At 41.9% G+C, this 26,006-nt stretch carries 21 protein-coding genes; 1 reads left to right on the top strand and 20 read right to left on the bottom strand.

The window, feature by feature from the left end; genetic code table 11:
• Positions 1-58 precede the first annotated feature (58 nt).
• The 12 genes from AC1ECF_RS07640 to AC1ECF_RS07695 form a co-directional block, all read right to left on the bottom strand.
• Positions 59-1,477 carry a S41 family peptidase gene (locus tag AC1ECF_RS07640; protein ID WP_480388807.1) on the bottom strand — a complete coding sequence of 473 codons (1,419 nt, stop codon included), beginning with the start codon at positions 1,475-1,477 and terminating at the stop codon, positions 59-61.
• A 73-nt stretch (positions 1,478-1,550) separates the two neighbouring features.
• Positions 1,551-2,132, bottom strand: a complete 582-nt coding sequence (locus AC1ECF_RS07645; RefSeq protein WP_480388808.1) for a redoxin domain-containing protein — start codon at positions 2,130-2,132, stop codon at positions 1,551-1,553.
• 270 nt (positions 2,133-2,402) lie between these two features.
• Positions 2,403-3,701 carry a murein hydrolase activator EnvC family protein gene (locus AC1ECF_RS07650; protein ID WP_480388809.1) on the bottom strand — a complete coding sequence of 433 codons (1,299 nt, stop codon included), beginning with the start codon at positions 3,699-3,701 and terminating at the stop codon, positions 2,403-2,405.
• A 28-nt stretch (positions 3,702-3,729) separates the two neighbouring features.
• Positions 3,730-4,617, bottom strand: coding sequence for a permease-like cell division protein FtsX (gene ftsX / locus AC1ECF_RS07655; protein ID WP_480388810.1), 888 nt, complete (start codon positions 4,615-4,617; stop codon positions 3,730-3,732).
• Entirely contained in the window at positions 4,607-5,293 is a 687-nt protein-coding gene (ftsE, locus tag AC1ECF_RS07660) for a cell division ATP-binding protein FtsE (protein ID WP_480388811.1), read from the bottom strand. The genes ftsX and ftsE overlap by 11 nt, the downstream gene beginning before the upstream one ends.
• Before the next feature lie 352 nt (positions 5,294-5,645).
• The gene (cccB, locus tag AC1ECF_RS07665; RefSeq protein ID WP_480388812.1) at positions 5,646-5,987 is read right to left on the bottom strand and encodes a cytochrome c551; all 342 of its coding nucleotides are present in this window, start codon (positions 5,985-5,987) and stop codon (positions 5,646-5,648) included.
• Between the two features lie 44 nt (positions 5,988-6,031).
• Positions 6,032-6,901 (bottom strand): YitT family protein, encoded by an 870-nt coding sequence (locus AC1ECF_RS07670; protein ID WP_480388813.1) that lies wholly within the window; start codon positions 6,899-6,901, stop codon positions 6,032-6,034.
• Between the two features lie 929 nt (positions 6,902-7,830).
• Complete coding sequence (locus AC1ECF_RS07675) at positions 7,831-9,297, bottom strand: methyl-accepting chemotaxis protein (RefSeq protein WP_480388814.1); 1,467 nt, start codon at positions 9,295-9,297, stop codon at positions 7,831-7,833.
• A gap of 77 nt (positions 9,298-9,374) precedes the next feature.
• A protein-coding gene (gene prfB / locus AC1ECF_RS07680; RefSeq protein ID WP_480388815.1) for a peptide chain release factor 2 occupies positions 9,375-10,479 on the bottom strand; the annotation gives its coding sequence in 2 pieces (ribosomal slippage) (positions 9,375-10,403 and positions 10,405-10,479; 1,104 coding nt in all).
• 22 nt (positions 10,480-10,501) lie between these two features.
• Positions 10,502-13,012 (bottom strand): preprotein translocase subunit SecA, encoded by a 2,511-nt coding sequence (gene secA, locus AC1ECF_RS07685; RefSeq protein WP_480388879.1) that lies wholly within the window; start codon positions 13,010-13,012, stop codon positions 10,502-10,504.
• 269 nt (positions 13,013-13,281) lie between these two features.
• Complete coding sequence (hpf, locus tag AC1ECF_RS07690; RefSeq protein ID WP_480388816.1) at positions 13,282-13,836, bottom strand: ribosome hibernation-promoting factor, HPF/YfiA family; 555 nt, start codon at positions 13,834-13,836, stop codon at positions 13,282-13,284.
• A 486-nt stretch (positions 13,837-14,322) separates the two neighbouring features.
• Positions 14,323-14,817: a C40 family peptidase gene (locus tag AC1ECF_RS07695; RefSeq protein ID WP_480388817.1), complete on the bottom strand. Its 495-nt coding sequence runs from the start codon at positions 14,815-14,817 to the stop codon at positions 14,323-14,325.
• A gap of 381 nt (positions 14,818-15,198) precedes the next feature.
• Here AC1ECF_RS07695 and AC1ECF_RS07700 point away from each other — a divergent pair, with 381 nt between their 5' ends.
• Positions 15,199-15,990: an SDR family oxidoreductase gene (locus tag AC1ECF_RS07700; RefSeq protein ID WP_480388818.1), complete on the top strand. Its 792-nt coding sequence runs from the start codon at positions 15,199-15,201 to the stop codon at positions 15,988-15,990.
• A 630-nt stretch (positions 15,991-16,620) separates the two neighbouring features.
• Here AC1ECF_RS07700 and AC1ECF_RS07705 read toward each other — a convergent pair.
• The 8 genes from AC1ECF_RS07705 to ilvB all read right to left on the bottom strand — a co-directional run bounded on the left by AC1ECF_RS07705 (position 16,621) and on the right by ilvB (position 25,690).
• Positions 16,621-17,466: a VOC family protein gene (locus AC1ECF_RS07705; RefSeq protein WP_480388819.1), complete on the bottom strand. Its 846-nt coding sequence runs from the start codon at positions 17,464-17,466 to the stop codon at positions 16,621-16,623.
• Between the two features lie 87 nt (positions 17,467-17,553).
• Complete coding sequence (gene leuD / locus AC1ECF_RS07710; protein WP_480388820.1) at positions 17,554-18,132, bottom strand: 3-isopropylmalate dehydratase small subunit; 579 nt, start codon at positions 18,130-18,132, stop codon at positions 17,554-17,556.
• Between the two features lie 11 nt (positions 18,133-18,143).
• Positions 18,144-19,553 (bottom strand): 3-isopropylmalate dehydratase large subunit, encoded by a 1,410-nt coding sequence (gene leuC / locus AC1ECF_RS07715; RefSeq protein ID WP_480388821.1) that lies wholly within the window; start codon positions 19,551-19,553, stop codon positions 18,144-18,146.
• A gap of 16 nt (positions 19,554-19,569) precedes the next feature.
• Positions 19,570-20,670 (bottom strand): 3-isopropylmalate dehydrogenase, encoded by a 1,101-nt coding sequence (leuB, locus tag AC1ECF_RS07720; RefSeq protein ID WP_480388822.1) that lies wholly within the window; start codon positions 20,668-20,670, stop codon positions 19,570-19,572.
• A 16-nt stretch (positions 20,671-20,686) separates the two neighbouring features.
• On the bottom strand, positions 20,687-22,231 hold the full coding sequence (locus AC1ECF_RS07725; RefSeq protein ID WP_480388823.1) for a 2-isopropylmalate synthase: 1,545 nt from the start codon (positions 22,229-22,231) through the stop codon (positions 20,687-20,689).
• Positions 22,218-23,252, bottom strand: coding sequence for a ketol-acid reductoisomerase (ilvC, locus tag AC1ECF_RS07730; protein WP_480388824.1), 1,035 nt, complete (start codon positions 23,250-23,252; stop codon positions 22,218-22,220). Before ilvC ends, AC1ECF_RS07725 begins: the two co-directional genes overlap by 14 nt.
• 186 nt (positions 23,253-23,438) lie before the next feature.
• The gene (gene ilvN, locus AC1ECF_RS07735) at positions 23,439-23,954 is read right to left on the bottom strand and encodes an acetolactate synthase small subunit (protein WP_480388825.1); all 516 of its coding nucleotides are present in this window, start codon (positions 23,952-23,954) and stop codon (positions 23,439-23,441) included.
• The gene (ilvB, locus tag AC1ECF_RS07740) at positions 23,951-25,690 is read right to left on the bottom strand and encodes an acetolactate synthase large subunit (protein ID WP_480388880.1); all 1,740 of its coding nucleotides are present in this window, start codon (positions 25,688-25,690) and stop codon (positions 23,951-23,953) included. The genes ilvN and ilvB overlap by 4 nt, the downstream gene beginning before the upstream one ends.
• Positions 25,691-26,006 lie beyond the last annotated feature (316 nt).

Raw genomic sequence — 26,006 nt, forward strand, 5'->3', positions numbered from 1 at the left:
ACCATCTTTTGTTCTTATTGTAACAAACGAGAAGTCTTTCCGTATAGGAATTTTACGCTTATTTATTTAAAGTGTGAATTAAATAACCAATACCCATCTGAAGCTGCTGATCATTTTCTTTTCGTTCCTTATAAGTTGTGATCGTTTTGGAGAGAGATTGGAATAACACGTCATCCATCTCTTCATTGACAGCAATTTTGCTTTCTTCTCGATATTGTTTGATAACCTCTCCGGTATTCTTATCATAGAATCCATCCTTGCGTGCTACATTATAACCAAGAGCTCCAAGCACCTGCTGAACATATTTTACTTCTTCGCCGTAGTCGCCTTCCTTAAATTGGCCTCGGAAGAACTTCTGGTCCATCAGGTACAATTCATCCTGCTCCACCTTTACGTCTGCTTCAATCCCTTTATGATGAATCCAAGTTTGCTTAGGGGTCAGCCATTTATGCGTGGAGATTTTTAATTTCCCGCCGTTCGATAATGGATGAGTCTCCTGAACAGTACCTTTCCCAAAGCTTGTTTCTCCAATAATCATCGCACGCTTGTTATCCTTTAATGCCCCTGCAAGTACTTCACTTGCAGATGCACTTCCTCCATTTTGCAATAAAACCACTGGAAGTTTATTTAAATAAGAGACAGAATCGGTATTCGTATTTAACATCTCTAGTACCCCATCTGCATTCTGCATATAAGCAAAGGTTGCTCCCGGGTTAAGCAGGGTCCCCACCACAGAGGATACGCTAAATAGATAGCCACCTGGATTGCCACGAACATCGACTACTAATGCATCAATTCCACGATCCACTAAGGAGCGTGTCTGTTTCTCCCATTCCTCTCCCGTCTTTTCACCAAAGATAGAAATGCTCACTATACCAATCGAATGATCATCTACCTCGATTACTTCACTAGATACGGTTTGCTGGGAGATGATTTCTCGTTTTATATGTAACTCCACATGGCGATTCTCACTTGCTCGGTAAACCGTCATCTTGACTGTCGACCCTTTTTCACCGCTTAATAACTGAACAAGCTCTGACATAGTGCTCGCATTTAGCCTTTCCCCATCTATACGAACAATTTCATCTTGCGGCTTTAATCCAGCACGATAGGCGGGGGAACCTTTAATAGGCGCAACAACGATAAACTTGCCGCCTGATTGCATGATTTCTACCCCTATCCCTACTCTTTCCTCCGCTAGTGTTGCTTCCTGAACTTTTGCCTCTTCCTCTGTTAAATACGTACTATGTGGATCCTCCAATGCCTGGGCCATCCCTCGAATAGCACCCTCAACAAGAAGCTTATCATTCTTGTTAAATACAGCCTCTTTTTTAATCAAATCAAAGGCTTCATCAATAACCTGACTAGAGCTAATGGCTTCTTGTCCAGTTTTTGACGACTTGTTCATCCATAAATACCCTATGCCCAGAATGATAATAAGTAACGTAACGTATAAAAAAATCCGATTTTTGTGCAAGTTCTCCCTCCTATTTTCCACTACTATATGTGTGAGATAAGAGGTTTAATACTTGCCCCAAAAATCGAATTCTTTAATTTAGGTTATTAATATAGTCTGTCATCATCTGTTCATCCATGGGACCAACGATTTTATTCTGAATAATCCCTTCGGAATCTATTATATAGCTAGTAGGGATTGTGATGGCCTTATATAAGCTTCCTACTTCTCCATCTTCATCTAAAGGAATCGGAAAGCTTAATGCAAAATCATCGACAAATGCTTCAATTTTTTCTATGTCTAAATCATCACTTGTTAAGTTTACAGCTAAGATTTCTACATTGCTGTTAGGAGCTACATCCTCATAATAATTTTGCATATGCGGCATTTCCGCTTTACATGGCGGACACCAAGTAGCCCAGAAATTTAAAATAACATGCTTTCCTCTATAATCAGAAAGGGAAATCTCCTCGCCAGCTAACGTCGTAAGCGTGAAATCAGGTGCAGTATCACCCTTTCCCAATCCCTCGTTTGCTGGATTGGTCGCTAAATCTGTCCCCATCTGCTCTCCCTCAAATGCATCCGTTTCCTCATCAAGATTGTTTTTAACAAAGGAAATGGTTGCTATTCCAACAAGTATACCAACTAGTAAAAGTCCAATTATTTTTTTCTTCACGTTTGACCTCCGGATTACTATCTATTCATTCTATTATATGCATACTTAGGAATAGAATTCTATCTAATTACCTCTTCTATTATTAGATTATGTACAAATAAAGTCAGACTTTTCATATAAGATGTCCAGCAGCTTTGATATGGCATGATTTAGAAAGTGGAGATCCTTTATTAAGTAAATGGAAACTAAACGAACAACTCAGCAAGTTCACTGACGAAGACCCAAAAAAAAACGAGTACGGAACAATAGATTGTTCTGTACTCGTATCTTTTATAGCGGGATGTATCTTAATGGGTTGACGGAATTCTTCGTCATACCTTCCCAGTATCCAAGGTGGATTTCAAAGTGAAGATGTGGTCCTGTTGAATTACCTGTATTCCCCATGGCCGCAATATACTGACCTTTTGATACAACTTGTCCAACAGAAACACCAATCTTACTTAAGTGGGCATATAAAGAAGTAAAGGTTTGTCCGTCAATAGAATGTGTCACCATTACAACATTTCCATATGTGCTCAGTGGAGACGCGTAAGTAACTACACCATCTGCTGCAGATACCACAGGCGTGCCAATACTATTCGCAAAGTCTACCCCATAATGCATTTTTCCTTTTCCGTAGATTGGATGCATTCTATACCCGTAGCCAGAAGTAAATGTTCCTGTTGTTGGCTTTGTCCAGCTTCCTGCTGATACAGATGGAATAGCTCCACTTACATTTTCCTGGCGATCTTTTTCCGCTTGTTCTTTTCGTTTTTTCTCCTCAGCAGCTTTTCTAGCAACCTCTGCTAAGCGTTTTTGTTCAGCGACAATTTTATCTTGAACATCCTTACTTAAATTCAGGATTTCTTCGTATTCTGTTTCCATGCTTGCTTTTTCTTTCAGTAATTTAGCTTGCTCTACTTCAAGCTGATCGACTAATTCACCCTTTGAAGCCTTTTGGCTGTCTAACGAAGATTTTAGCTTTAGGAGCTTTTCTTTATTTTCTTCTTGCTCTTTCAGCTTAGTCTCTAAGCTTGCCTGTTCTTCTTCTAACTGTTCTTTATCATCAGCCTGTTCTTTTAGAATCTTTCGATCCGCATCCATCAATGTATTAACGGCAGAAAAACGGTCTATAAAATCAATAAAGCTGTTTGCCCCAAGCAATACATCTAGATAGCTTACAGAACCTCCGCTTACCTGTACTGCACGAATACGCTCTTGCAGAAGCTCATCTCGCTCTTCTATCTTTTTTTCAAGCTCCGCAATTGACTCGTTTAGTTTTTGTATTTCATCCGTTGTTAACTTAATTTCTTCTAACGCCTTCGTAATACTTTTTTCCGTATTAATAATCTCGTTATCTAGCTTTTGAATTTGAGCCATAATCTGATCAATTTTCGACTCATTCACATCAATTTGCTTCTTTGTTTCTTGAATCGTTGAATTCAGATTGTCTTTCTTTTGCTCTAAATTCTCTTTTTCTTTCTTGAGGTCGTTTAGTGAATGTGCAAGAGCACTTGGACCTGCCAATAAAAGTGCTCCCATGGTTGCTACTGCAAGCAGTCTCAACCTCCATTTTGACTGTCTTTTCAAATCCTTCTTGCTCCTTTCAGGCTGCCTTCTAAACTCTTAAGAATTTTCTTACGGACATAAAGCTACCCCATACTCCTATTAAAATACCCATCAATAGGATTAACCCGTTTACTTGATAGATAAATGGGGAAAACTCTAATAAACTAAATAAATTTCCAGAGGCTAATTTTGGTTGTAAGGCATTGTAAATATTATAATAAAGCACGGTAACTAGCGTAATCGGGATAATCGCCCCTAATATTCCTAGCCACATTCCTTCTAGAATGAATGGAATTCTGATAAACCAGTTCGTTGCTCCAACGAGTTTCATAATTTCTATATCTCTTCTTCTTGCTACAATGGTTATTTTAATCGTATTAGAAATTAGGAACATCGCTGTAAATAGCAGAGCTAAAATTAATACTAGCCCTACGTTTCTACTAGTATTTAAGAAAGAAAATAGTGTTTCTATTTTGCCTTCTCCATACTTCACCTCATAGATATTATCTAAGCTGTCGATTTTCTTTGCTACTTGTTCCGTCTCTTGCGGATTTTCTGCTTTCACCGTATACACATTATGTAAAGGGTTACTCTGCTCATATAGTCGAAGATCGTCACCAAAGTCTAATACTAGTTTGTTTAATTCATCATCTTTAGTAGAATAATTTACCTCTAACACACCGGGAATATTTTTAATTTCATCCCCAAGGGCCGCAGTTGCTTCCTCATCAGCGGTAAGTTCTACATATACCTTTATTTCTACGTCACTCTCTAAATCATCCGCTACCTTGTTAAGGTTCATCATGATTAAGACAAATACACCAACCAACAGTAGCGTGACAGTTACGGCACTGACAGATGCAAATGTCATCCAACCATTACGACTAATACTTTTTATGCTATCTCTTAGATGTCTCCCAGCTGTTCTAGCCTTCATATCCGTATTCTCCTCCGTACTCGTCTCGAGTGATAATTCCACCCTCCACTACAATTACACGGTGTCGAATTGTGTTTACAATTTCTCTATTATGTGTTGCCATTACAATCGTAGTTCCTCGAGCATTTATTTCTTCAAATATATTCATAATCTCCCAGGAAGTCTCTGGATCGAGATTTCCCGTTGGCTCATCCGCAATTACTAGCTTTGGAGTGTTTACGATAGAGCGAGCGATTGATACACGCTGCTGCTCCCCACCTGAAAGCTCTGTTGGAAACATTCTTGCTTTATGCTTTAAACCCACCAGCTCCAGAACCTCCATCACTCGTTTTCTTATTACTTTTGGTGATTCTTCTATTACCTCCAATGCGAAGGCTACATTTTCATATACATTTAGACGGGGTAGTAATTTAAAATCTTGGAACACTACACCGATCTGTCTTCTTAAAAAAGGTACCTCTTTATTTTTTAGGGTACTTAAATCAATCCCATTAATTATTATCTTCCCAGAAGTCGGCTTTTCTTCGCGATACATCATTTTAATGAATGTCGACTTACCAGCACCGCTTGGCCCCACTACATAGACAAACTCACCTTGCTTTATTTCTATGTCTATTCCATTGGCTGCTACAATTCCATTCGGGTACTTCTTATAGACATTTTCCATTTCAATCATTTATATATCACCCAATTACTTTCTTCTTTGATAAAATACAACATGCCTATTATAACATTAGTCATCATTCTTTTTGTTACAGGAAGATTTCATTTTGTAGGTAAAAATATCCAGTATGAGTAAGAATATGTCGACTTTATTAACTAAGTACGCCATTCGACAACCTAACAAATGTACCATATATGTTAATTCTACGTGAATCTCCACTATTCCTTTCTATTCTTTATAAATTATGTCATATTATCAGAATAAAAGATATATTCAACATAACGTTTCTACCTGTAAACGAAGATGACTTTCTTTTTTCAATAAAAAAATCAGTTACCCAGCACTGAGTAACCGATTTCTATTTTTATTTCATCTCAGCAAAGTATGCAGCAACAGCCTCTGCGTCTTCACCTTTAATGATTTTACCTGGCATACGACCCTTGCCTTCTAAGATAACCTCTAGGATCTCTTCCTCGGAATATCGAGAACCCACATCATTTAATGCTGGGAAGTTTCCTTGCCCCTCAAAGTTTCCTCCATGACAAGAAACGCACTTTTGCTTTGCTACAGCTTCTCCATCCACAGATGCTGTTTCCGTGCCACTTTCAGAACCAGTGGTAGAATCATTTGTAGATTCTTCGTCTCCACCACATGCAGCAAGTAAAAGGCCCGTAGAAAATATTGCAGCTAATAATTTCTTATTCATCCCTGCAACCTCCAATTTTGAATTATTAACCTATTATACCAAGATTAATACCTTTTGAAACCTTCTCCTAATACCTCATAGGCATCTGAAACAATCACAAAAGCAGCCGGATCAATGGTTTTAATGATATGTTTCAGTTTTGTGAATTCTGTTTGATAAGCTACCACCATCAGCACTGGCCTTTCTTGATTTGTATAACCGCCAAAAGCAGGAATCTTTGTCACTCCTCGATCTATCTCTTGATAGATCGCATCTCTAATTTCCTCTTGTTTATTTGTAATAATATAAATCATTTTCGACTGGCTAAAGCCCAACTGTATAATATCAATCGTCTTGGTAGTGACATAAAGGCCAATCAATGCATACAAGGCACTTTCCACATCAAAGGCAATCGCAGCACTCAACACAATCAGACCGTCTAGTAAAAGCACACTTTTCCCGAGAGAAAGTCCTGTATACTTCGTAATAATCTGAGCAGCTAAGTCTGTTCCTCCCGTAGAACCACCGCCTCTAAACACAATGCCAAGACCTAAACCGACCGTTATACCTCCAAAAAGGGCACCTAGCAAAGGATTTGCAGTCCATGGCTCCCAGCTTGCAGTAACCAAAACAACCGCCGGTAACACTAACGTACCAACCAACGACTTCAGACCAAAACGTGCTCCTAAAAATACAATGCCCGCTATAAACAACGGAATATTAAACGCATACTGAACAATACCCGGCTCCCAGCCAAATACCCCTTTCAGTATGGTACTAATCCCACTAACTCCCCCAGAAGCTACCTGGTTGGGTAATAAAAATAAGTTAAAGCCTAAAGCAACGACAGCCGCCCCTATTATCACAAAAATATAATCCTTCACTCGCTCCACCACAGGATGTGGTTCTTTATACTTTCTTTTGTTTTGTTCCATAATAATCCTCTTTCATTTTATCTAATTAACCTGGAATAGTATATCAACAGAACGGCTATTTGTGAACTTTAGCAAGATAACGCAATGAACTAGTAAAGCGTCTAACCTCTCATTCGTTGCCATTCTGGAACTCCCGGCTTGGTCCTCTATAAGAGAGTAAAGCTCGGCTATCCGAGAGTAAATTTCATCTGAACGAGAGTAAATCCACCGAATGAGAGTAAACTGCTCCTATCCGAGAATAAACCGAAGCCAACCGAGAGTAACCTTCCTCCGAGTGAGAGTAAATCCCAGCCAACCGAGAATAAAGCCATCTTCCCTATCCCTAGCGAACATCGGCCATGCCCTTCCACCATTCTAAACGAGAGTAATTCTCGGCTATCAGAGAGTAAACCCGCCGAACGAGAGTAAACAGATCCTATCCGAGAATAAACCGAAGCCAACCGAGAGTAACCTTCCTCCGAGTGAGAGTAAATACCACCTGAACGATAATAAAGGCATCTCCCCTATCCCTAGCAGACATCGGCCATGCCCTTCCCATTATTCTAAATGAGAATAAAGCTCGGCTATCCGAGAGTAAATTTCATCTGAACGAGAGTAAATCCGCCGAATGAGAGTAAACTGCTCCTATCTGAGAATAAACCGAAGCCAACCGAGAGTAACCTTCCTCCGAGTGAGAGTAAATCCCAGCCAACCGAGAATAAAGCAATCTTCCCTATCCTTAGCGGCCATCGTACATATAAAGCCATCTCCTCTATCCCTAGCGGACATCCACCATACCCTCCAGAACAACATGCGACCTACTCAAGAGTATTTCTATTCATCCAACAAATTATCCATAGTTAGCTAAAAATGAACGCAGCTTAACCCTCCCGCCTGTATCTTTCATAAAAAAATCGACCAGCTGCTCACTCTACTGGTCGACTGGATTCCTATTTGTTTTGGATAGTTTGGGCCTCTATATATGTTTGATCAATATATGTGGAGATTGCCTGCTGGTCCTCTGTAATGTGAAGCAGGGTGGCATTTAGCTCCTCGACTGTAGCGGTGCTTTCTTCAATGATTGCTGCAAATTCGTTTGTGCTTACGCTGATTGCCTCACTATTTACAGCTATTTTATCTACTTTATTTAAAAATAGCGACAGCTGGTTCTGTAGTGTTTTCATGGAACGGAACAAATCTTGGAAGGATTGGTTGGACTGGTCCGCTGTTTTTACCTGGTTACGAACCTGAATGATACCTTTGTCTAGCTTCTCAAGAGCTGCCTCGTTATATTTGTTTACTTCATCGAGATTTTGATCAATTTTTTCTAGTGCTTGTGCTGTTACATTTGCTAGCTTTCTAATTTCCTCTGCAACTACTGCAAAGCCTTTGCCATGATTACCTGCTCTGGCAGCTTCAATCGAAGCATTCAAGGCAAGGAGATTCGTTTGATCGGTTATTTGCCTGATGGTGCTTGCCAAATCATTCGTGCTCTGAATCTTGTCAAAAAGCTTATGAAAGGTTTGGTGTAATTCTTCAAACGAGATGGTAAACTGATCTATCTCCTTTTTCATGTTTTCCATCGATTCCGACCCTATGGAAGCATTATTTCCTGCTGCTTCGACTTGTCCTGCAAGCTCATGCAGATTGCCTGCCATTTCTTTCACAGAATCAAAGGTCTCCTCTGTATTCTGAACAATATCCGTTACATAATCAGACTGTCGCTGTGAACCTACACTTACTTCCCCCACAGCAGTAAGCATTTGTTGCTGAGCTGCAATCGAGGAATGTGTACTAGTTCGGATTTGCTCTAAATTAGTGGTAATCGTTGCAACAGCTGCTTCCAGCTTTTCATTCAATAAGGATTCTTGCTCAGTTTTCTTAGCTGCTTCCTCCATCAGTTTTTCGACATTTGTAAAGGTTTGCTTGCTTTGACGGACCTGAAGAAAAATCCCTAACGCCATAATGAACTGGATAAAAAAGATGTTTGGCACCTTTCCTTCAAATACGCCAAACTCATCTAGGTTAACATTCATAATCATCACAATCACAGATAACGCATAGCCAAATAGGAATACCCCTTGACTGTTATGTAAGCTGCTTAAAATTAAGACAAATAACGTTAACACAATCGTCGCAATGCTCACTTCATTGAAAAAGCTCATACTTCCCGCTGTAATCGCCCCAGCCAGCACAATACCATATGGAAAAACTAGTGATACAGCCTGCGATTTTCTTGATAAAAAATACATCATAATAGAAATAAGAAAGATTATACCTATTATAATTACAATAGTTTGTGCTTCTTGAATTAAGATTTGAACTAGTAAGCCTAAGCCAGATGCCAAAGCAAACGCTAAAAACAAGATAAAATTCTTTTTCTCTAGATCTTGCTTCTTTAATTGATGAATATCCATGTTCTCCCCCATTCCCCCTGGAAATAAAATACTCCGGTGCCATAATTTCATTATAGCACCAGAGTAAGTTTCGTCTATTAATTTATTTTTGAGCGAAGGTAGGCATGAATAAATGCATCTAACTCTCCGTCCACCACGGCATGGACATTTCCGCTCTCGTAGTTCGTCCGGTGATCCTTCACCATTGAATAAGGGTGGAATACATAGGAGCGTATTTGGCTTCCCCATCCAATTTCCTTTTGTTCTCCACGGATTTCAGCAAGCTGTGCCTCCTGCTCTTCAATTTTCAATTGATATAGCTTGGATTTTAACAGCTTCATCGCTTGCTCTCTGTTTTTAATCTGAGAGCGCTCTGTTTGACAGGTTACGACAGTGCCAGTTGGTAGATGCGTAATACGGACAGCAGAATCTGTCGTATTAATATGCTGACCACCAGCACCTGTAGCACGATACGTATCAATTTTTAAATCTTCTGTACGAATTTCAATTTCAATTTCATCCGTAAATTCCGGCATTACTTCACAGGATACGAAGGAAGTGTGGCGACGGCCAGAAGAATCGAAAGGAGAAATCCGAACGAGTCGATGTACTCCCTTTTCTGCCTTCAAATAGCCATAAGCATTATGCCCTTTGATCAGCAATGTAACGGACTTAATCCCCGCTTCATCACCAGGAAGATAGTCGATTGTTTCCACCTTGAAGCCACGTTTGTCAGCCCATCGCTGATACATACGTAGAAGGATGGCACCCCAGTCCTGGGATTCTGTCCCTCCAGCTCCCGGATGAAGCTCGAGAATAGCATTGTGCTTATCATACTCTTCACTAAGCAGAAGCTGTAATTCAAATTCCTCTAGGGAGGAAGTGAACTCCTTCAATTCATTGCCTAGCTCCTCCTGTAGCTCTTCGTCTGGCTCTTCCTTTATTAGCTCAAGCGTCATTTCTAGATTTTCTTGCGTAGAAACTAGCTCCTTATACTGCTCCACAACTGCCTTTAAGGCATTTAATTCATTAATCGTCTTTTGAGCCGCTTGCGAATCATCCCAAAAATCAGGGAAAGTCATGACTTCCTCCAGCTCTTGGATACGAGCCTCTTTGTTTTCTAAGTCAAAGAGACCCCCTAAAGTCATTTAACTTTTCAGATGTACGGTCTAATTCATTTCTTACTACTGAGATTTCAATCATTGCAAGTTCCTCCGTGTTTCTCTTATCTTACTGCCCCATGACAGTTTTTATATTTTTCTCCACTTCCACATGGACATGGCTGGTTACGGCCAACCGCAGCTTCTTTGCGAACTGGTTTGTTCTTCACTGGTCCGCCTTCTTCTTTCGGATTTACCGCTTGCCCTTTTGCAACCTCTTCACGTTCTAAGTTGCTACGAATTTCTGCCTTCATCGCATATTTCGCTACGTCCTCTTGGATAGCCTCTACCATTGTTTCAAACATCGCAAAGCCTTCGCTTTGGTATTCACGCAATGGATCGGTTTGACCGTATGCTCGTAAATGAATACCTTGACGCAGCTGATCCATCGCATCAATATGGTCAATCCATTTGGAATCAATGGAACGTAACAATACTACCTTTTCAAATTCACGCATACGCTCTGAGGTTAACTCTTCTTCTTTTGCGTCATATAGACGAAGCACTTCTGCTTTTAATTTCTCAATAATTTCCTCTTGAGAGAGATCCTGAAGCGTTTCTTGTGTGATAACACCCTCTGGAAGAAGGTTTGCATGTGCATAATCTTCAATTGCCTTCAGGTTCCACTCCGCTTTATTATCTGCATTTGTATGAGCCGTAACAAGACGCTCTATTACATTGAAAATCATTGATTCCACAAGCTCACGCATGTTGTCTGTTTCAAGAACCTCATTACGCTCCTTGTAGATAATTTCCCTTTGCTGGCGAAGCACATCGTCATATTGCAATAGGCGTTTACGAGAGTCGAAGTTATTTCCTTCTACACGTTTTTGTGCCGATTCTACTGCTCTAGATACCATTTTGGATTGGATTGGCTGTGAATCGTCCATTCCTAGCTTGGTCATCATGTTTTTCATGTTGTCAGATCCAAAACGACGCATTAGCTCATCTTCCATAGAAAGATAGAATTGCGTTACCCCTGGGTCTCCTTGACGACCAGAACGTCCACGTAGCTGGTTGTCAATACGTCTAGATTCATGGCGTTCTGTACCGATTACTGCAAGGCCGCCAACTTCTATTACACCTTCACCAAGCTTAATGTCCGTACCACGACCAGCCATGTTTGTTGCGATCGTTACTGCGCCAAGCTGACCTGCTTCTGCAATAATTTCCGCTTCACGCTCATGGTTTTTCGCATTTAATACATTATGCTTAATGCCGTGCTTTGTTAATAGCTGTGATATGATTTCAGACGTTTCAATTGCTACCGTACCAATCAGCACAGGCTGTCCTTTTTTATGACGCTCTGCAATATCCGCAGCAACTGCCTCAAATTTCCCTTTCATAGATGCATAGATTAAATCTGGTCTATCGTCACGCATGATTGGACGGTTTGTTGGAATTGCCACTACGTTCATGTTGTAGATGTTGCGGAACTCTTCTTCCTCCGTCTTCGCAGTACCAGTCATACCTGATAGCTTGTCATACATACGGAAGAAATTTTGGAAGGTAATAGTCGCCATTGTCATGGACTCATTTTGAATCTCAAGACCTTCCTTCGCCTCAATTGCTTGGTGCAAACCATCGCTATAGCGACGTCCCTTCATTAGACGACCAGTGAAGGAGTCAACAATGACAACATCCCCATCTTGTACAACATAGTCCACATCCACGTGCATGGAAACATGTGCTTTTAAGGATTGGTTAATCGCATGGTTCAGACGTACATGAGTCAAATCAAATAAATTATCAATATTGAATGCTTTCTCCGCTTTTTCCACACCATCGTCTGTTAGAGTTACTCCTTTTGTTGTTTCCTCGTATGTGTAGTCCTCGTCCTTTTTCAGCGTACGAACGAATGCGTTTGCTTGCTTATAAAGGACAGCTGCTCTATTTGCTTGTCCTGAGATAATCAAAGGCGTTCTCGCTTCATCGACCAGGATAGAATCCACCTCATCGATTACAGCATAATGTAGAGGACGTTGAACTTTTTCTTCCTTATAAAGAACCATGTTATCTCTTAAATAATCAAATCCAAGCTCATTGTTTGTGGAATATGTTACATCAGCCGCATACGCTTCGCGTTTTTCTTCCTTCGACATGGAGTTTAAATTTAATCCTACCGTCAAACCTAAAAACTTATATAATTTACCCATTTCTTCCGCATCACGGCTAGATAGGTATTCATTGACTGTTACGACATGAGCTCCTAGGCCCGGAATAGCATTCAAATAAACTGCCATCGTAGAGGTAAGTGTTTTCCCTTCCCCTGTCTTCATTTCCGCAATGTTTCCATCATGTAATGCAGCAGCACCCATAACTTGAACGCGGAATGGATACATTCCAAGGACTCGTCTTGCACCTTCTCTTGCTACTGCAAAAGCTTCTGCACGCAATTCTTCTAGCGTTTCTCCATTTGCATATCTCTCACGGAATTCAACTGTTTTTGCGCTTAGCTCTTCATCGGACAATGCTTCCATTTTTCCTGCAAGAGCTTCCACCTGGTCGGCGATTTTCTCTAGCTTCTTCAGTTCACGTTTGTTCAGATCAAATACTTTATTTAAAACACTTAGCATGTTATCTTCACTTCCCATTTAGTCTTACTCTCCATTTTACCATTCGATAGTACCCTACGCAAATAAGCTAATCAAAATAGTCTTACATAATTAGGTAGTTCACTTCTAGTAAGGTTCTCGTGCCATGTCGAATTAATGTCCATGTTTCATTCACACTGTTGCTTTATATACAGTTCGAACTTGTACTATTTATATGTGGACACCTCAACGAAAATTGTAGAACACAAATAGAAAACCCATCCCTAAAAAAGGGATGGGTCGATGTCGATTTAGTTTGTTTCGATTAAGCCGTATTTTCCATCTTTACGTTTATACACAATGTTAGTTCCCATAGAATCTGCATCAGTGAAGATGAAGAAATTGTGACCAAGCATATTCATTTGTAATACTGCTTCCTCTTGATCCATTGGTTTAAGATCAAATTGCTTCGTACGTACGATATTGTATTCATCTTCTTCTGTAGCTACTGGTGCATCCGGAGCTTCGATTGTTGCAAAGTATGCTCCAACACCTTCACGCTCACGGAATTTGCGGTTTACTTTTGTTTTATATTTACGGATTTGTCTTTCTAATTTATCTACAATTAAATCAATTGCAGCATACATATCTGAATGACGCTCTTCTGCTCTAAGAGTCAAGTTTTTCATCGGGATTGTTACTTCTATTTTTGTTTGTTTATCATTATAAACTTTTAGATTGACGTTTGCTGTAGCTTGAATATCCTCATTAAAGTAGCGGCCAACTTTGTCGATTTTCCCTTCAACGTATTCTCTAATTGCAGGAGTCACCTCAATATTTTCTCCGCGAATGTTAAAGTTTAACATGTAAACTCCTCCTTTAATTTAAGCTCTATAATAATATTTCTACACCAATCTATAATATCCTGCTTTTTTAAAATATATTTATTTAATTTTTGTCGTTTTTTGTCGAATCAGTGAACTCTGCTTATTTCTTTTTTTCTGCGATTCTTTAATTCATTTACGATTAGACAAAATCCTAGCACCATTCGGACTAATATCTACAATATAGCATTTTCCTTTTTCCGAGAGCTCAACCTCCTTTTCCTTATCCTTCTGCATAATTAAACGGAAGCTCGCCTTGCTCGGTTCACCAAATGTATAACGGAAATACTCATTCCTTTTGATCCCTCCCGGTCACGATTTTCATCTTTTTTCCATTATGACGAAGGAGTCCCAAATAATCAACTATATACATTCTATTTTCACCAAGCTTTAGTAAAATTATAATTACTTACCAAAGAAAAATGCTCTATCGCTTTAGTATACGATAGAGCACATTTTAATATGTTTTTATTCGTTTTTAGCTACAGTAACCTCTGCTACACGCTTAGCACCAACATAGCGTTTCCCCCAATAATATGGGTCGCTTAGTTTATCAATTTTTACACCCTTTGAACTGGATGAATGAATAAACTTACCATTTCCAATGTATATTCCTACATGTGATACACCTTTACCAGATGTATTAAAAAATACTAAATCACCAGAGGCTAAGTCATCTTTTTTCACCTTTGTACCAGTTGCATACATCCCTGAAGAAGATCTTGGTAAACTTATTCCTAAATCCTTGTAAACATACCCCACAAATCCTGAGCAATCAAAACCAGCTTTTGTCGTGCCACCGCCGCGATATTTGATACCAATCAAATCTTTTGCTGTTGAAACTAAGTCGGATGAATTTACAGAGCTTGCAGCTTCGGTATTAACAGCGAATGTTGTTGATACTATAAGAAAAGATAGTACGAATATAGCCATGGCCTTTTGCAACATAGATCTCAATCTCATTTGGCTCCCCCAAAACTTAATTTTCTGAAAATTTATCTAAACCCATCTTACCACTTTTTAAACTCTTTTATTTTTACAATTGTGTAACAAATATGTTACAGAGAACGTCTAATTCTTTTGGATAAAAAATAGAAAAAACGGGACAAGCCTTGCTATTACTGCATTTCTCTAAAATCTTTTCAACAATATTCTATAGGAAAAATTGTTCCTACTTACATCGATTGATGAAATACGAGTTTTTTAGAGGAATTTCTACTTAGGTATATTTTCTAAAGCTCTAGTTCTAATTGCATTTGTTAGAATAGTAGGAACGTACGTAAAGACAGAAACCTTTTTTCTCGGTAAAATGTATAGAAAGACCAGGGAAGGAGAGATGTTTTTATGAATTTAGGACTGAAAGGAAAGCGTGTAATTGTCATGGCTTCGAGTAAGGGGTTAGGGAAAGCGACTGCTACTCAATTCGCAAAAGAAGGGGCATTTGTTTTTATTTCTAGTAGAAGCGAAAAAGATCTTCAGGCGACTGTAGAAGAGATTCGAAACGTCTCCGAAAACGAGCAGGTCTTCTATCAAGTATGCGATGTAACAAAAGAAGAGGATATCCAAAGCCTTTTCGATACAGTGAACAAGCAGCTCGGAGGGATCGATATCTTAGTAAATAATGCAGGTGGCCCAACTGCCGGCGGGTTCGACCAGGTAAATGATTCCGATTGGATCAACTCATTTGAAAAAAATCTACTAAGCTACATACGCACAATCAGACTGGCTCTCCCGCATATGCGTGAGCAAAACTTCGGCAGGATCGTAAACATTTCATCCTCCTCAACGAAAGAGGTTATTGATGGACTTATCTTGTCCAACACCTTCCGATTAGGGATGGTGGGGCTATCTAAAACCTTGGCGAGAGAAAATGCCAAGTACAATATCATGATAAATACCGTAGGACCAGGGAGAATTCAGACGGACCGAGTGACAGAGCTTGATGAAATTGCAGCAAATAAGAAACAAGTGTCACTAGAGGAAATCCGCCAGGGTAATCGCGAGGCTATCCCTATCGAACGTTACGGCGAGCCCGAGGAATTCGCGAAAGTCATTACCTTCCTATGCTCAGAGGCTAATTCCTATATGACAGGCCAAAGCTTAGTGGTTGATGGCGGTATGTTGAAGGCACATTGATAAGAAGGATAAAGAGATTTGTACAAAATAAAAGGTCATCATGATTGAATGTCATGATGGCCTTTATATTAGAAGAAAGTCTGGTTCTCCGTTTTCGGCGGACGCTTACCCAAGGTACGGCTCGACCACTGATCTTAACGATTAGCAGGTAGATCTTGAAGATTAACCTTCGTATCTTGACGATTAGGGAGCCAATCTTGACGCTTCCACTACTTATCTTTACGATAAGGATTTCTGCCTACCAATCTTTACGATTAGCAGCCGGATCTTTACGATTAACCTTCGTATCTTAACGATTATAAAGATAATCTTGACGATTTCCTGACTTATCTTTACGATGAAGAATTCCTGCGTACCAATCTTAACGATCAACAACGTGGTCTTTGCGATTAACTGGTTGGATCTTGCGATTAGGTGAGCCTATTTTGCGATTAAGGTTACTGATCTTGCGATTAGGAAATCCTATCTTACGATTAAGGTTCATGATCTTGCGATTAGGAATCCTATCTTGCGATTATGGGGACGGTCTTTGCGATTATTAAACTATGACTGGTATTCATAGACAACAACCTTCAAAGCAATGTTATCTCCAACTAAAAACCGCCACCTATACGGTAGCGGTTTCCTCTATCACTTCACAACTAGCTTCATTCTATTTTGCGATGGATCCTTAACTATAAATACCCCGTCTTCCTCACTAACAGATATCCCCTTCTCCCCAAGCCTCTCAATCACCTTTTCCCTTTCCTCAAAAGAAGGATAAACAACTGTAAAAGCCTCGAGTCCGGTTGCTGTATCCGGAGCTGGCTGTGCGCCTTGACTACCCCATGTATTGAATCCGATATGGTGATGGTACTTGCCGGAGGACATGAAGAGTGCACCTGGATATGGGGTTACTAATTCAAAGCCTAGAAGCTCGTAGAATTGCTGAGTTGCTTTTAAATCAGCCACTTGTAAATGGATATGGCCCATTAGCGTTTCTTTCGGCATGCCTTTCCATTCGGTATGCTGACCTGCCTCTAAGACACCTGCTCCGTCAATTGGTAAGGAGTCCATTGCTACGTTGCCTTTCTCCCAGTTCCATTCATTGTCTGGACGATCTCGATAGATTTCTATCCCGTTTCCGTCTGGGTCGTTCAGATACAATGCTTCACTGACGATGTGGTCGCTTGCTCCTAATTGGATATTTGATTCAATGGCATGCCGTAGGAACGCACCTAAATCTGCTCGACTAGGGAGCAATATGGCTAGGTGGTACAAGCCCGTTGTTTTTGGTGGCTTCGCCGTTACTTCTGCTGGCTTCGTGATGGAAACAAGTGCTGTCTCTCCATCTGCTGTATAGACTATTTTATTGTCCGTCTGCTCTAGAACTTGGAAGCCTAGCACCTCTTGATAGAAGCGATTGGATTTTTCTAAATCCATTACCTTTAATTCTACTAACTCCACGTACGTCAAAGGCTTTTGATGATATTTCATAGGATAACCCCTCTGCAGTTACTTTTCGTAACTAATTATATTTTAGTTACCGCTATAAGTCAAGTGTCCACAAAAAAACTCACCAGCTTAAGCCAGTGAGCGTTCCTCGTATGCTTTTATGTGTTCCTCATATTGAAAGGTCAGTGAAATTTCATCCCAGCCATTAAGCAGCATTTTCTTCTGATAAGGGTCGATATCAAAATGAAAGACCGTGCCCTCCTCGCCGATTACAGTTTGCTCCTCTAGGTTTACCTCCATCAAATACGTTTCTTTCGCTAATAGCTGCTCCACCTCTTCTACCCCTAGCTTGATTGGCAATAGACCATTTTTCATACAGTTATTATAGAAGATATCCGCAAAGCTAGGTGCAATGACCACACGAAAGCCATAGTCAAATATTGCCCAAGGTGCATGCTCACGAGAGGAGCCACACCCAAAATTGTCTTGTGCAACTAAAATAGAGGAGCCTTTGTAGCGAGCATCATTTAAAATAAAATCTTCTCTTTCATTCCCAGCCGAATCAAATCTCCAATGATAAAATAGATACTTGCCAAAGCCTGTACGTTCAATACGCTTCAAAAATTCCTTCGAGATAATCTGGTCAGTATCGACGTTCTTTCTATTAAGAGGTGTGATAACACTTTTCACTATATTAATCGGTTCCATGGTGTTCCTCCTTACACATGTGCCAGCTGAAATTTTCTTACGTCCACTATATGACCTTCTATTGCGGCAGCTGCTGCCATTGCTGGACTCATTAAATGAGTTCTAGCGCCAGCTCCTTGACGACCTTCAAAATTTCGATTGGAGGTGGAGGCACAATGCTCTCCGGCTGGTACCACATCATCGTTCATCGCAAGACACATGCTGCAGCCCGAGTCTCTCCATTCAAACCCAGCATTCTTGAACACTTGGTCAAGCCCTTCCTGCTCTGCCTGAGCCTTCACGGTTTGCGATCCTGGTACCACGATGGCATGCACGTTAGGATGTACTTTTCGTCCTTCTACTATCTTAGCAGCCGCTCGCAAATCGCTTAATCGAGCATTCGTACAGGAGCCAATAAATACATTGCTGATTTGGATATCCTCAATCGGCATTCCCTCTTGCAAGCCCATATATGCTAATGCCTTCTCATGTGCCTGCTGGTCACTAACATCTGTGAAATCTGCCTTATATGGGATTCTTTGCGTCACGCCAGAGCCCATGGAAGGATTTGTCCCCCAAGTGACAAACGGCTCTATTTCGTCAGCGGAAATTTCCACCGTTTTATCGTATACTGCTCCCGAATCTGTCGCCAACGCAAGCCAGCGCTTCGCTTCTTCTTCAAAAGCTTCACCCTTCGGAGAATACTCACGTCCTCGTAGAAATTCAATCGTTGTTTCATCCGGGCTAATCAAACCAGCTCTCGCTCCAGCTTCGATTGACATATTACAAATAGTCATGCGCTCCTCCATCGAAAGCTTCCTAATAGCGTCCCCGGTGTATTCCACGATATAACCGGTACCCATGTCGATGCCAAACTTGGAGATAATCGCAAGAATAATATCCTTTGCAGCTACGCCATGACCTAGTTCCCCTGTCACTTTGATTTCCATTGTTTTCGGTCTGGCTTGCCAAAGCGTCTGAGTGGAAAGCACATGCTCCACCTCACTAGTACCGATTCCAAATGCGATAGCTCCAAAAGCACCGTGTGTGGAGGTATGGCTGTCTCCACACACAATTGTTTTTCCTGGCTGCGTAAGGCCTAACTCGGGACCAATGATATGCACAATCCCTTGATCTGGGTGGCCAATATTTGCAAGAGGGATGCCAAATTCCTCGCAGTTCTGTTGAAGTGTATTAATCTGCTTGGAGGCGATGGGATCCTTTATTACGTGCCTATTGAGGGTTGGTACATTATGATCCATCGTCGCATAGCATAAGTCCGGTCTGCGAACCTTGCGATTATTTATACGTAAGCCTTCAAACGCCTGAGGTGAAGTAACCTCGTGTATTAAATGAAGGTCAATATAAAGAAGATCCGGCTTCCCTTCCTCTCGATAAACCACATGCTGCTCCCAAATTTTTTCAATAATCGTCTTTGCCATCCCGCTCTCTCCTCACTTACACATATGAATACATGATACTATCGGAAACAAACTCTAAATCTAGTTCATCTAATACCTTATCCGTCCATTCTTTTGTGGATAAAACCCTACTACCTTTCGGCGCCAAATCACCTGTAAAGAATCCATCATTTAGTACACTATTAACGGCTTCCTCTATTGCTATAGCCTCTGTTTCCATTTGGAAGGACTCCCTTAGCATCATTGCCGCAGAAAGAATGGCCGCTGCTGGGTTTGCCTTATTCTGTCCAGCGATATCAGGTGCAGAGCCGTGCACCGGTTCGAATAAACCAAAGCCATCCTCTCGCATACTTGCAGATGGTAGCATACCTAGAGAGCCTGTTATAACAGAAGCCTCATCGCTCAAAATATCTCCGAACATATTCTCCGTCACGATTACATCAAACTCCGCCGGGCCTGTAATTAGCTTCATGGAAGTAGAATCTACGAGCATATGCTCTACCTTCACATCAGGGTAGCCCTGCTTCTTCTCTTCCACAATTTCACGCCACAGCTTACTGGAATCTAATACATTCGCCTTGTCAACGGATGCCAGCTTCCCTCTCCGGCTTCTCGCAAGCTGGAAGGCCACATCGACAATTCGCTCGATTTCTTCTCTTGTATAGACAAGGGAATCTACTGCGTAGTCATTCGTTTTCTTCCTTGGCTCTGCGAAATATAAGCCTCCGGTCAGCTCTCGCACAATGACCATATCTACATGTTCCGCGATTTCCTTTTTCAAAGGAGATGCGTCTAATAGTGCAGGGATCGCCTTCACCGGGCGGATATTCGCATAAAGCCCGAAATGCTTTCGAAGAGCCAGCAAGCCCTTTTCCGGACGTAAGTGAGATGGATACTGATCCCACTTTGGACCTCCAACGGCACCTAAAAGGATTGCATCACTCTCGCCACACATACGAATCGTCTCTTTCGGCAGGGGGTTTTCAAATGCATCAATCGCCGCTCCCCCAATGACGCCGTATTGCATATGAAAGGTATGGTTGTAGCGTTTGCCGATTGCCTTTAACACCTTAACGGCAGCCTCTGTCACCTCTAAGCCGATTCCATCGCCTGGTAATACAGTGATTGTTTTTTCCATCTCACTCACTCCTCTTTTATTGATTCACTAATGCCTTACGTTCTTGCACATGCTCTTGCATCAGTCGACGATTGATCGCATTTATATAAGCTCTCGCGGATGCCTTTAACACATCCTGTGACGAATTTCTTCCAGTGGATACTGCACCATTATAAGAAAGGTTGATCACTGCTTCCCCAAGCGCATCTCTTCCTTTTGAAATAGAGGATACTCGGTAATCTAGGATTTTCACCTCTCCATTCACCAGTATTTCTAACGTCTGAAAAATTGCTTCTACCGCTCCGGAGCCCTCTCCTTTTGCAATAAGACTTTCTCCACTTGGGTTTTTGATTCGAATTGTAGAGGTTGGCACATTGTTTTCATAATGAACGACCAGCTCCTCTAGCTCGTAAACCTCGACTTCTCCACTAGTTACCTGCTGCTCTGTCAATAAAGTGAATAGATCCTCTTCGGAAATTTCCTTTTTCCGATCGGCTAGCTTTTTAAAAGTAGCAAAAGCAGCGTTTAATTTATCCGGCTCTAGCTGAAACCCTAGCTCCTCTGCCCTTTTCGAAAAGGCATGGCGTCCGGAATGCTTTCCTAACACTAGCTCAGTTGCTGCTTCTCCAATTAAAGCCGGGGTAATAATTTCATAGGTTTCTGGATTCTTTAGCATGCCGTCCTGATGGATGCCAGATTCATGGGCAAAAGCATTTTTCCCGACTACTGCTTTATTCGGCTGAATGACAACCCCTGTCAGCTTGCTTACGAGCTGGCTCGTGCGTTTGGTTTCCTTCAGCACAATGCCAGATTCCGTTTGATAATAATCCTTTCGTATATGAAGGGCTACCGCCACTTCCTCTAGCGCCGCATTTCCAGCCCGTTCTCCAATACCGTTAATCGTTCCCTCCACCTGCGTGGCTCCGTTTTCAACAGCTGCCAAGGAGTTCGCTACGGCAAAGCCTAAGTCGTCATGACAATGTGCAGAGAGCTTTACCTTTTCTATGCCATGCACATTTTCCGATAAATATCGGAAAAGTGCGCCGTATTCAATAGGAGTGGCATATCCCACCGTATCTGGAATATTGATCGTGGTAGCTCCTGCCTTAATTACCTCTTGAATGATTCTCACAAGGAAGTCTCGATCGGAACGTGTCGCATCCTCTGCAGACCATTGCACCAGCGGAAAATATTTTCGTGCCAGCTTAACGGATTCCACTGCCAGCTCGATTACCTGCTCCGGTGTTTTATTCAGCTTATATTGCATATGAATTGGAGAGGTTGCGATAAATGTATGAAGATGTGGCTGTACCCCGCCTCTTAGTGCCTCCCAAGATGTCTCAATATCACTTTTCATCGAGCGAGCCAAGCCAGTTACCACGGAATTCTTGACAGTGTCCGCAATTTGCTTCACTGCATGAAAGTCTCCAGGTGAGGAGGCAGGAAACCCCGCCTCAATAATGGAAACGCCATATCTTTCAAGCTGACGTGCGATTTCTAGCTTTTCCTGCGTATTCAGGTTAATCCCAGCGGACTGCTCGCCATCTCTTAGGGTAGTATCAAATATGTCAACCTTGCCCACTAGTCACCACTTCTTTCCTCACCTGTTTTTTACCTGCGTTGATAAATGGCATCATCTCACGAAGTTTTTCTCCCACCTCTTCAATTTGGTGCTTCGATTCTGCTTCCTTGATCGCATTATATTTCGGACGATTCGTTTCGTTCTCCTCAATCCATTCCTTTGCAAACTTTCCGCTTTGGATATCTGCCAGTACATCTTTCATCCGTTCCTTCACTGATGCATCTATGATTCTAGGCCCTGATACGAAATCGCCCCATTCTGCTGTATCGGAGATGGAATATCGCATCGTAGAAAGTCCTCCCTCATACATTAGGTCGACAATGAGCTTCAGCTCATGGAGCGTTTCAAAATAGGCTAGCTCTGGCTGATAACCTGCTTCCACAAGTGTTTCAAAGCCGGCTTTCACAAGAGCAGTCGTTCCTCCACAAAGTACAGCCTGCTCACCGAATAGATCTGTCTCTGTTTCTTCTTTAAAGGACGTTTCTAATACACCAGCTCTTGCAGACCCGATTCCTTTTGCATAGGCAAGTGCCGTTTCCTTCGCATTTCCGGTTGCATCTTGGTATACAGCGAATAATCCTGGAACTCCAGCACCAGATTCGTATGTTCTACGCACTAAATGTCCCGGTCCCTTAGGTGCAACTAGGAATACATCTACATCCTCAGGTGGAATGATTTGACCAAAGTGAATGTTAAAGCCGTGTGCAAATGCTAGTGACTTCCCAGCTGCTAGAGCCTGCTCGATTTCTGCCTCATATACTGCCTTTTGTTTTTCATCTGGCAATAAAACCATGATTACGTCTGCACGTTCAGCCGCTTCCTTCACCATATACACCTCATGACCGTCCTCTTTTGCCTGATCATACGATTTCCCTGGGCGAATCCCTACTACCACGTTATAGCCGGAATCCTTCAAGTTCGATGCATGTGCATGCCCCTGCGAGCCATAGCCGATGATTGCGATTGTCTTTTCCTGTAGAACTGCCTCGTTGATATCCCCGTTATAATACATTTTCGCCATAATAAATTCCTCCTAGTTTTTATATTGTTTTTTTATCCCGCATTAAGGGACAGTAAGATTCCCAATTCAAGATGGTAAAAGAAATGAAACAGCTAAGCGGGAGATCAACTGTCCCTAAAAGCCCGATTGGTTCAACTAATGATTGCTGGGGGATGAAAGAAAACCCCTACCAATCAAAATTTCACTTTATTGTAAAATGGATAGCTGTGGCGCAGGAGCCTTTTGTGTTTCCCTTACAAAGGCAGTGACACCGGTTCTCGTAAGCTCTTTTATTCCATAAGGCCTTACTAGCTCAATGAATGCATCTATCTTTTCTGAATGCCCAGTGACTTGAAAGGTTACGACGTTCTTTCCTGTATCAATTGTCTGTGCTCGGAACGGCTCTACGATACTATTGATTTCCGCCCTTACTGCCGGAGGAGAAACGACCTTTATGAGCGCCAGCTCTCGAACGACAATCGCTTTATCCGAAATATCCTGTACCTTTAGTACATCTACCTGCTTCTGTAACTGTTTGAGAAGCTGCTCAAGCTTTTGTTTATCCTCCACATGGACGACAATCGTCATCTTGGAAATCTGCGGTTGTTCTGTGTGCCCGACTGTGATGCTTTCAATATTGAATTGCCTTTTCATCAACAATCCCGTCACCCTGTTCAGCACGCCACTTTGATTGATTACTGTGATCGTTATCATTCGTCTCACTCTGGCTTCACCCCAATCATTTCATGCAAGCCTTTCCCTGGAGCAACCATCGGGTATACACTTACCTTTTGTACCACTCGACAATCAATTAAGACGGGCTCATCGGATTCGAGTGCCTCCTTCAGCTGCTCCTTCGCTTGTTCCAGCGTTTCAATCTTGTATCCCTTGATGGCATAGGCTGCTGCCAGTTTCATAAAATCTGGCTGGACTGGGATCAATGAATGAGAATAGCGCTCTCCATGGAAGGTCTCCTGCCACTGTCTCACCATTCCAAGTGCTTGATTGTTCAAAATAATGACCTTTACCGGAATTCTAAGCTCCTGTAAAAGAGATAGCTCCTGAAGCGTCATCTGAAAGCCTGCATCTCCTACTATTGAGACCACCTTTGCGTCCGGCTTTGCGATTTGAGCACCAATCGCTGCAGGAAAACCAAAGCCCATCGTCCCTAGTCCACCAGAGGTCACCCAATTATGTGGGCTCGCAAATTTGTAATATTGAGCGGTCCACATCTGATGCTGACCTACATCCGTTGTAATGACTGCCTCTCCACCCGTATATTCTTGAATTAGCTCTAGCACCTGCTGTGGCAGAAGTCCACTTTCCTGTGCATTTTCATAGAATAGCGGATACTGTTTTTGATTCGCCTTAAGGCTCTCCAACCATGCGGCAGTGTTGCCATTTGGACCGTTCTGATTGAGCAGTGCCTGTAATGCTTCCTTCGCATCCGCCACTATCGGAATTTCTGTTGGGACGTTTTTTCCAATCTCGGCTGGATCGATATCAATATGAATGACTTTTGCATTCGGTGCAAAATGTGCTAAATTCCCTGTCAGTCGATCATCAAATCGAGCGCCAATGTTAATGAGCAGGTCACAGGTCTGAATGGCCATGTTCGCTGTATATGTTCCGTGCATCCCTGCCATTCCAAGGGATAGAGGATGGTCTCCTTTGATAGATCCTAGTCCTAGCAATGTATTGGCCACCGGAATTTGATATTTCTCCGCAAACGCTGCTAGCTCGTCTGTTGCTTTTGCGAATAAAACACCTGCTCCTGCTAGAATCAATGGCTGCTTCGCTTGGGAGATGGCAAGAGCCGCCTTTTGTATTTGTAAGAAGTTTGGAGAGGTCGTCGGCTGATAGCCTGGAAGGCAAACCTTTTCTTCCTCCTCCACCTGCTCTTCAAAAATGGCTAATGCCATATTTTTCGGTATATCTACGACAACGGGTCCTGGACGACCAGTGGATGCGATGTGAAATGCTTCGTTTATTATCCTCGGGAAGTCTGCTACATCCTTCACCTGATAGTTGTGCTTCGTGATTGGCTGTGTAATGCCTATAATATCCGCCTCCTGAAAGGCATCTGTCCCAATGACCGTTGTAGCAACCTGCCCTGTAAACACTACAAGTGGAATGGAGTCCATCATGGCATCTGCTATCCCTGTGACCACGTTCGTTGCACCAGGTCCAGAGGTTGCGATGACCACTCCCACCTTTCCAGAAACCCGTGCATAGCCCTCTGCCGCGTGAATGGCTCCTTGCTCGTGCCTTGCGAGGATATGCTTAATCGGATTCTTGTGCAGCGCATCATAGATTGGCAAAACTGCACCTCCCGGGTACCCAAATACTACTTCCACCTGATGCTTTTTCAACGTTTCAATAAAAACCTCAGCCCCGTTCCTTTTGGCGACTTCTTCACTAAACGGCTCGGTCCTTAATTGCTCGGCTTCCACAGTCATTTTCATCATCTGTTTCCTCCTATTCGTCCAGTAATTAGTTGTAAAAAAAGAAAGAATCTCTTCCCATACAAAAAAACCTTCGTTCGTTTGCATAGGGATGAAATTCTTTCATGGTACCACCCTAATTCGCAGCAATGCTGCCTCATGAACATACGGCGAAAAACCGTATATCCTTTTCTAACGGGGCAGTCCTTCACTGCTCCCGGAAATGCCTTAGGACTTTACTCCGTTCAGCACCTCACTCCGAGGGGATGTCGGAAAAGGTTGTATTGTCGGCTCCCAGCAATACCGACTCTCTGTGAATACAATGCTCCTC

The organism is Psychrobacillus sp. Z3-81, from assembly GCF_056620325.1.

What these genes read in the sequence shown, in the direction of transcription:
- secA (WP_480388879.1), bottom strand. Translation starts at nt 13,012, where the DNA reads ATGCTAAGTGTTTTAAATAAAGTATTTGATCTGAACAAACGTGAACTG.
- AC1ECF_RS07675 (WP_480388814.1), bottom strand. Translation starts at nt 9,297, where the DNA reads ATGGATATTCATCAATTAAAGAAGCAAGATCTAGAGAAAAAGAATTTT.
- cccB (WP_480388812.1), bottom strand. Translation starts at nt 5,987, where the DNA reads ATGAATAAGAAATTATTAGCTGCAATATTTTCTACGGGCCTTTTACTT.
- ftsX (WP_480388810.1), bottom strand. Translation starts at nt 4,617, where the DNA reads ATGAAGGCTAGAACAGCTGGGAGACATCTAAGAGATAGCATAAAAAGT.
- ilvC (WP_480388824.1), bottom strand. Translation starts at nt 23,252, where the DNA reads ATGGCGAAAATGTATTATAACGGGGATATCAACGAGGCAGTTCTACAG.
- AC1ECF_RS07700 (WP_480388818.1), top strand. Translation starts at nt 15,199, where the DNA reads ATGAATTTAGGACTGAAAGGAAAGCGTGTAATTGTCATGGCTTCGAGT.
- leuB (WP_480388822.1), bottom strand. Translation starts at nt 20,670, where the DNA reads ATGGAAAAAACAATCACTGTATTACCAGGCGATGGAATCGGCTTAGAG.
- hpf (WP_480388816.1), bottom strand. Translation starts at nt 13,836, where the DNA reads ATGTTAAACTTTAACATTCGCGGAGAAAATATTGAGGTGACTCCTGCA.
- ftsE (WP_480388811.1), bottom strand. Translation starts at nt 5,293, where the DNA reads ATGATTGAAATGGAAAATGTCTATAAGAAGTACCCGAATGGAATTGTA.
- leuD (WP_480388820.1), bottom strand. Translation starts at nt 18,132, where the DNA reads ATGGAACCGATTAATATAGTGAAAAGTGTTATCACACCTCTTAATAGA.
- AC1ECF_RS07695 (WP_480388817.1), bottom strand. Translation starts at nt 14,817, where the DNA reads ATGAGATTGAGATCTATGTTGCAAAAGGCCATGGCTATATTCGTACTA.
- AC1ECF_RS07705 (WP_480388819.1), bottom strand. Translation starts at nt 17,466, where the DNA reads ATGAAATATCATCAAAAGCCTTTGACGTACGTGGAGTTAGTAGAATTA.
- AC1ECF_RS07670 (WP_480388813.1), bottom strand. Translation starts at nt 6,901, where the DNA reads ATGGAACAAAACAAAAGAAAGTATAAAGAACCACATCCTGTGGTGGAG.
- ilvB (WP_480388880.1), bottom strand. Translation starts at nt 25,690, where the DNA reads ATGACTGTGGAAGCCGAGCAATTAAGGACCGAGCCGTTTAGTGAAGAA.
- leuC (WP_480388821.1), bottom strand. Translation starts at nt 19,553, where the DNA reads ATGGCAAAGACGATTATTGAAAAAATTTGGGAGCAGCATGTGGTTTAT.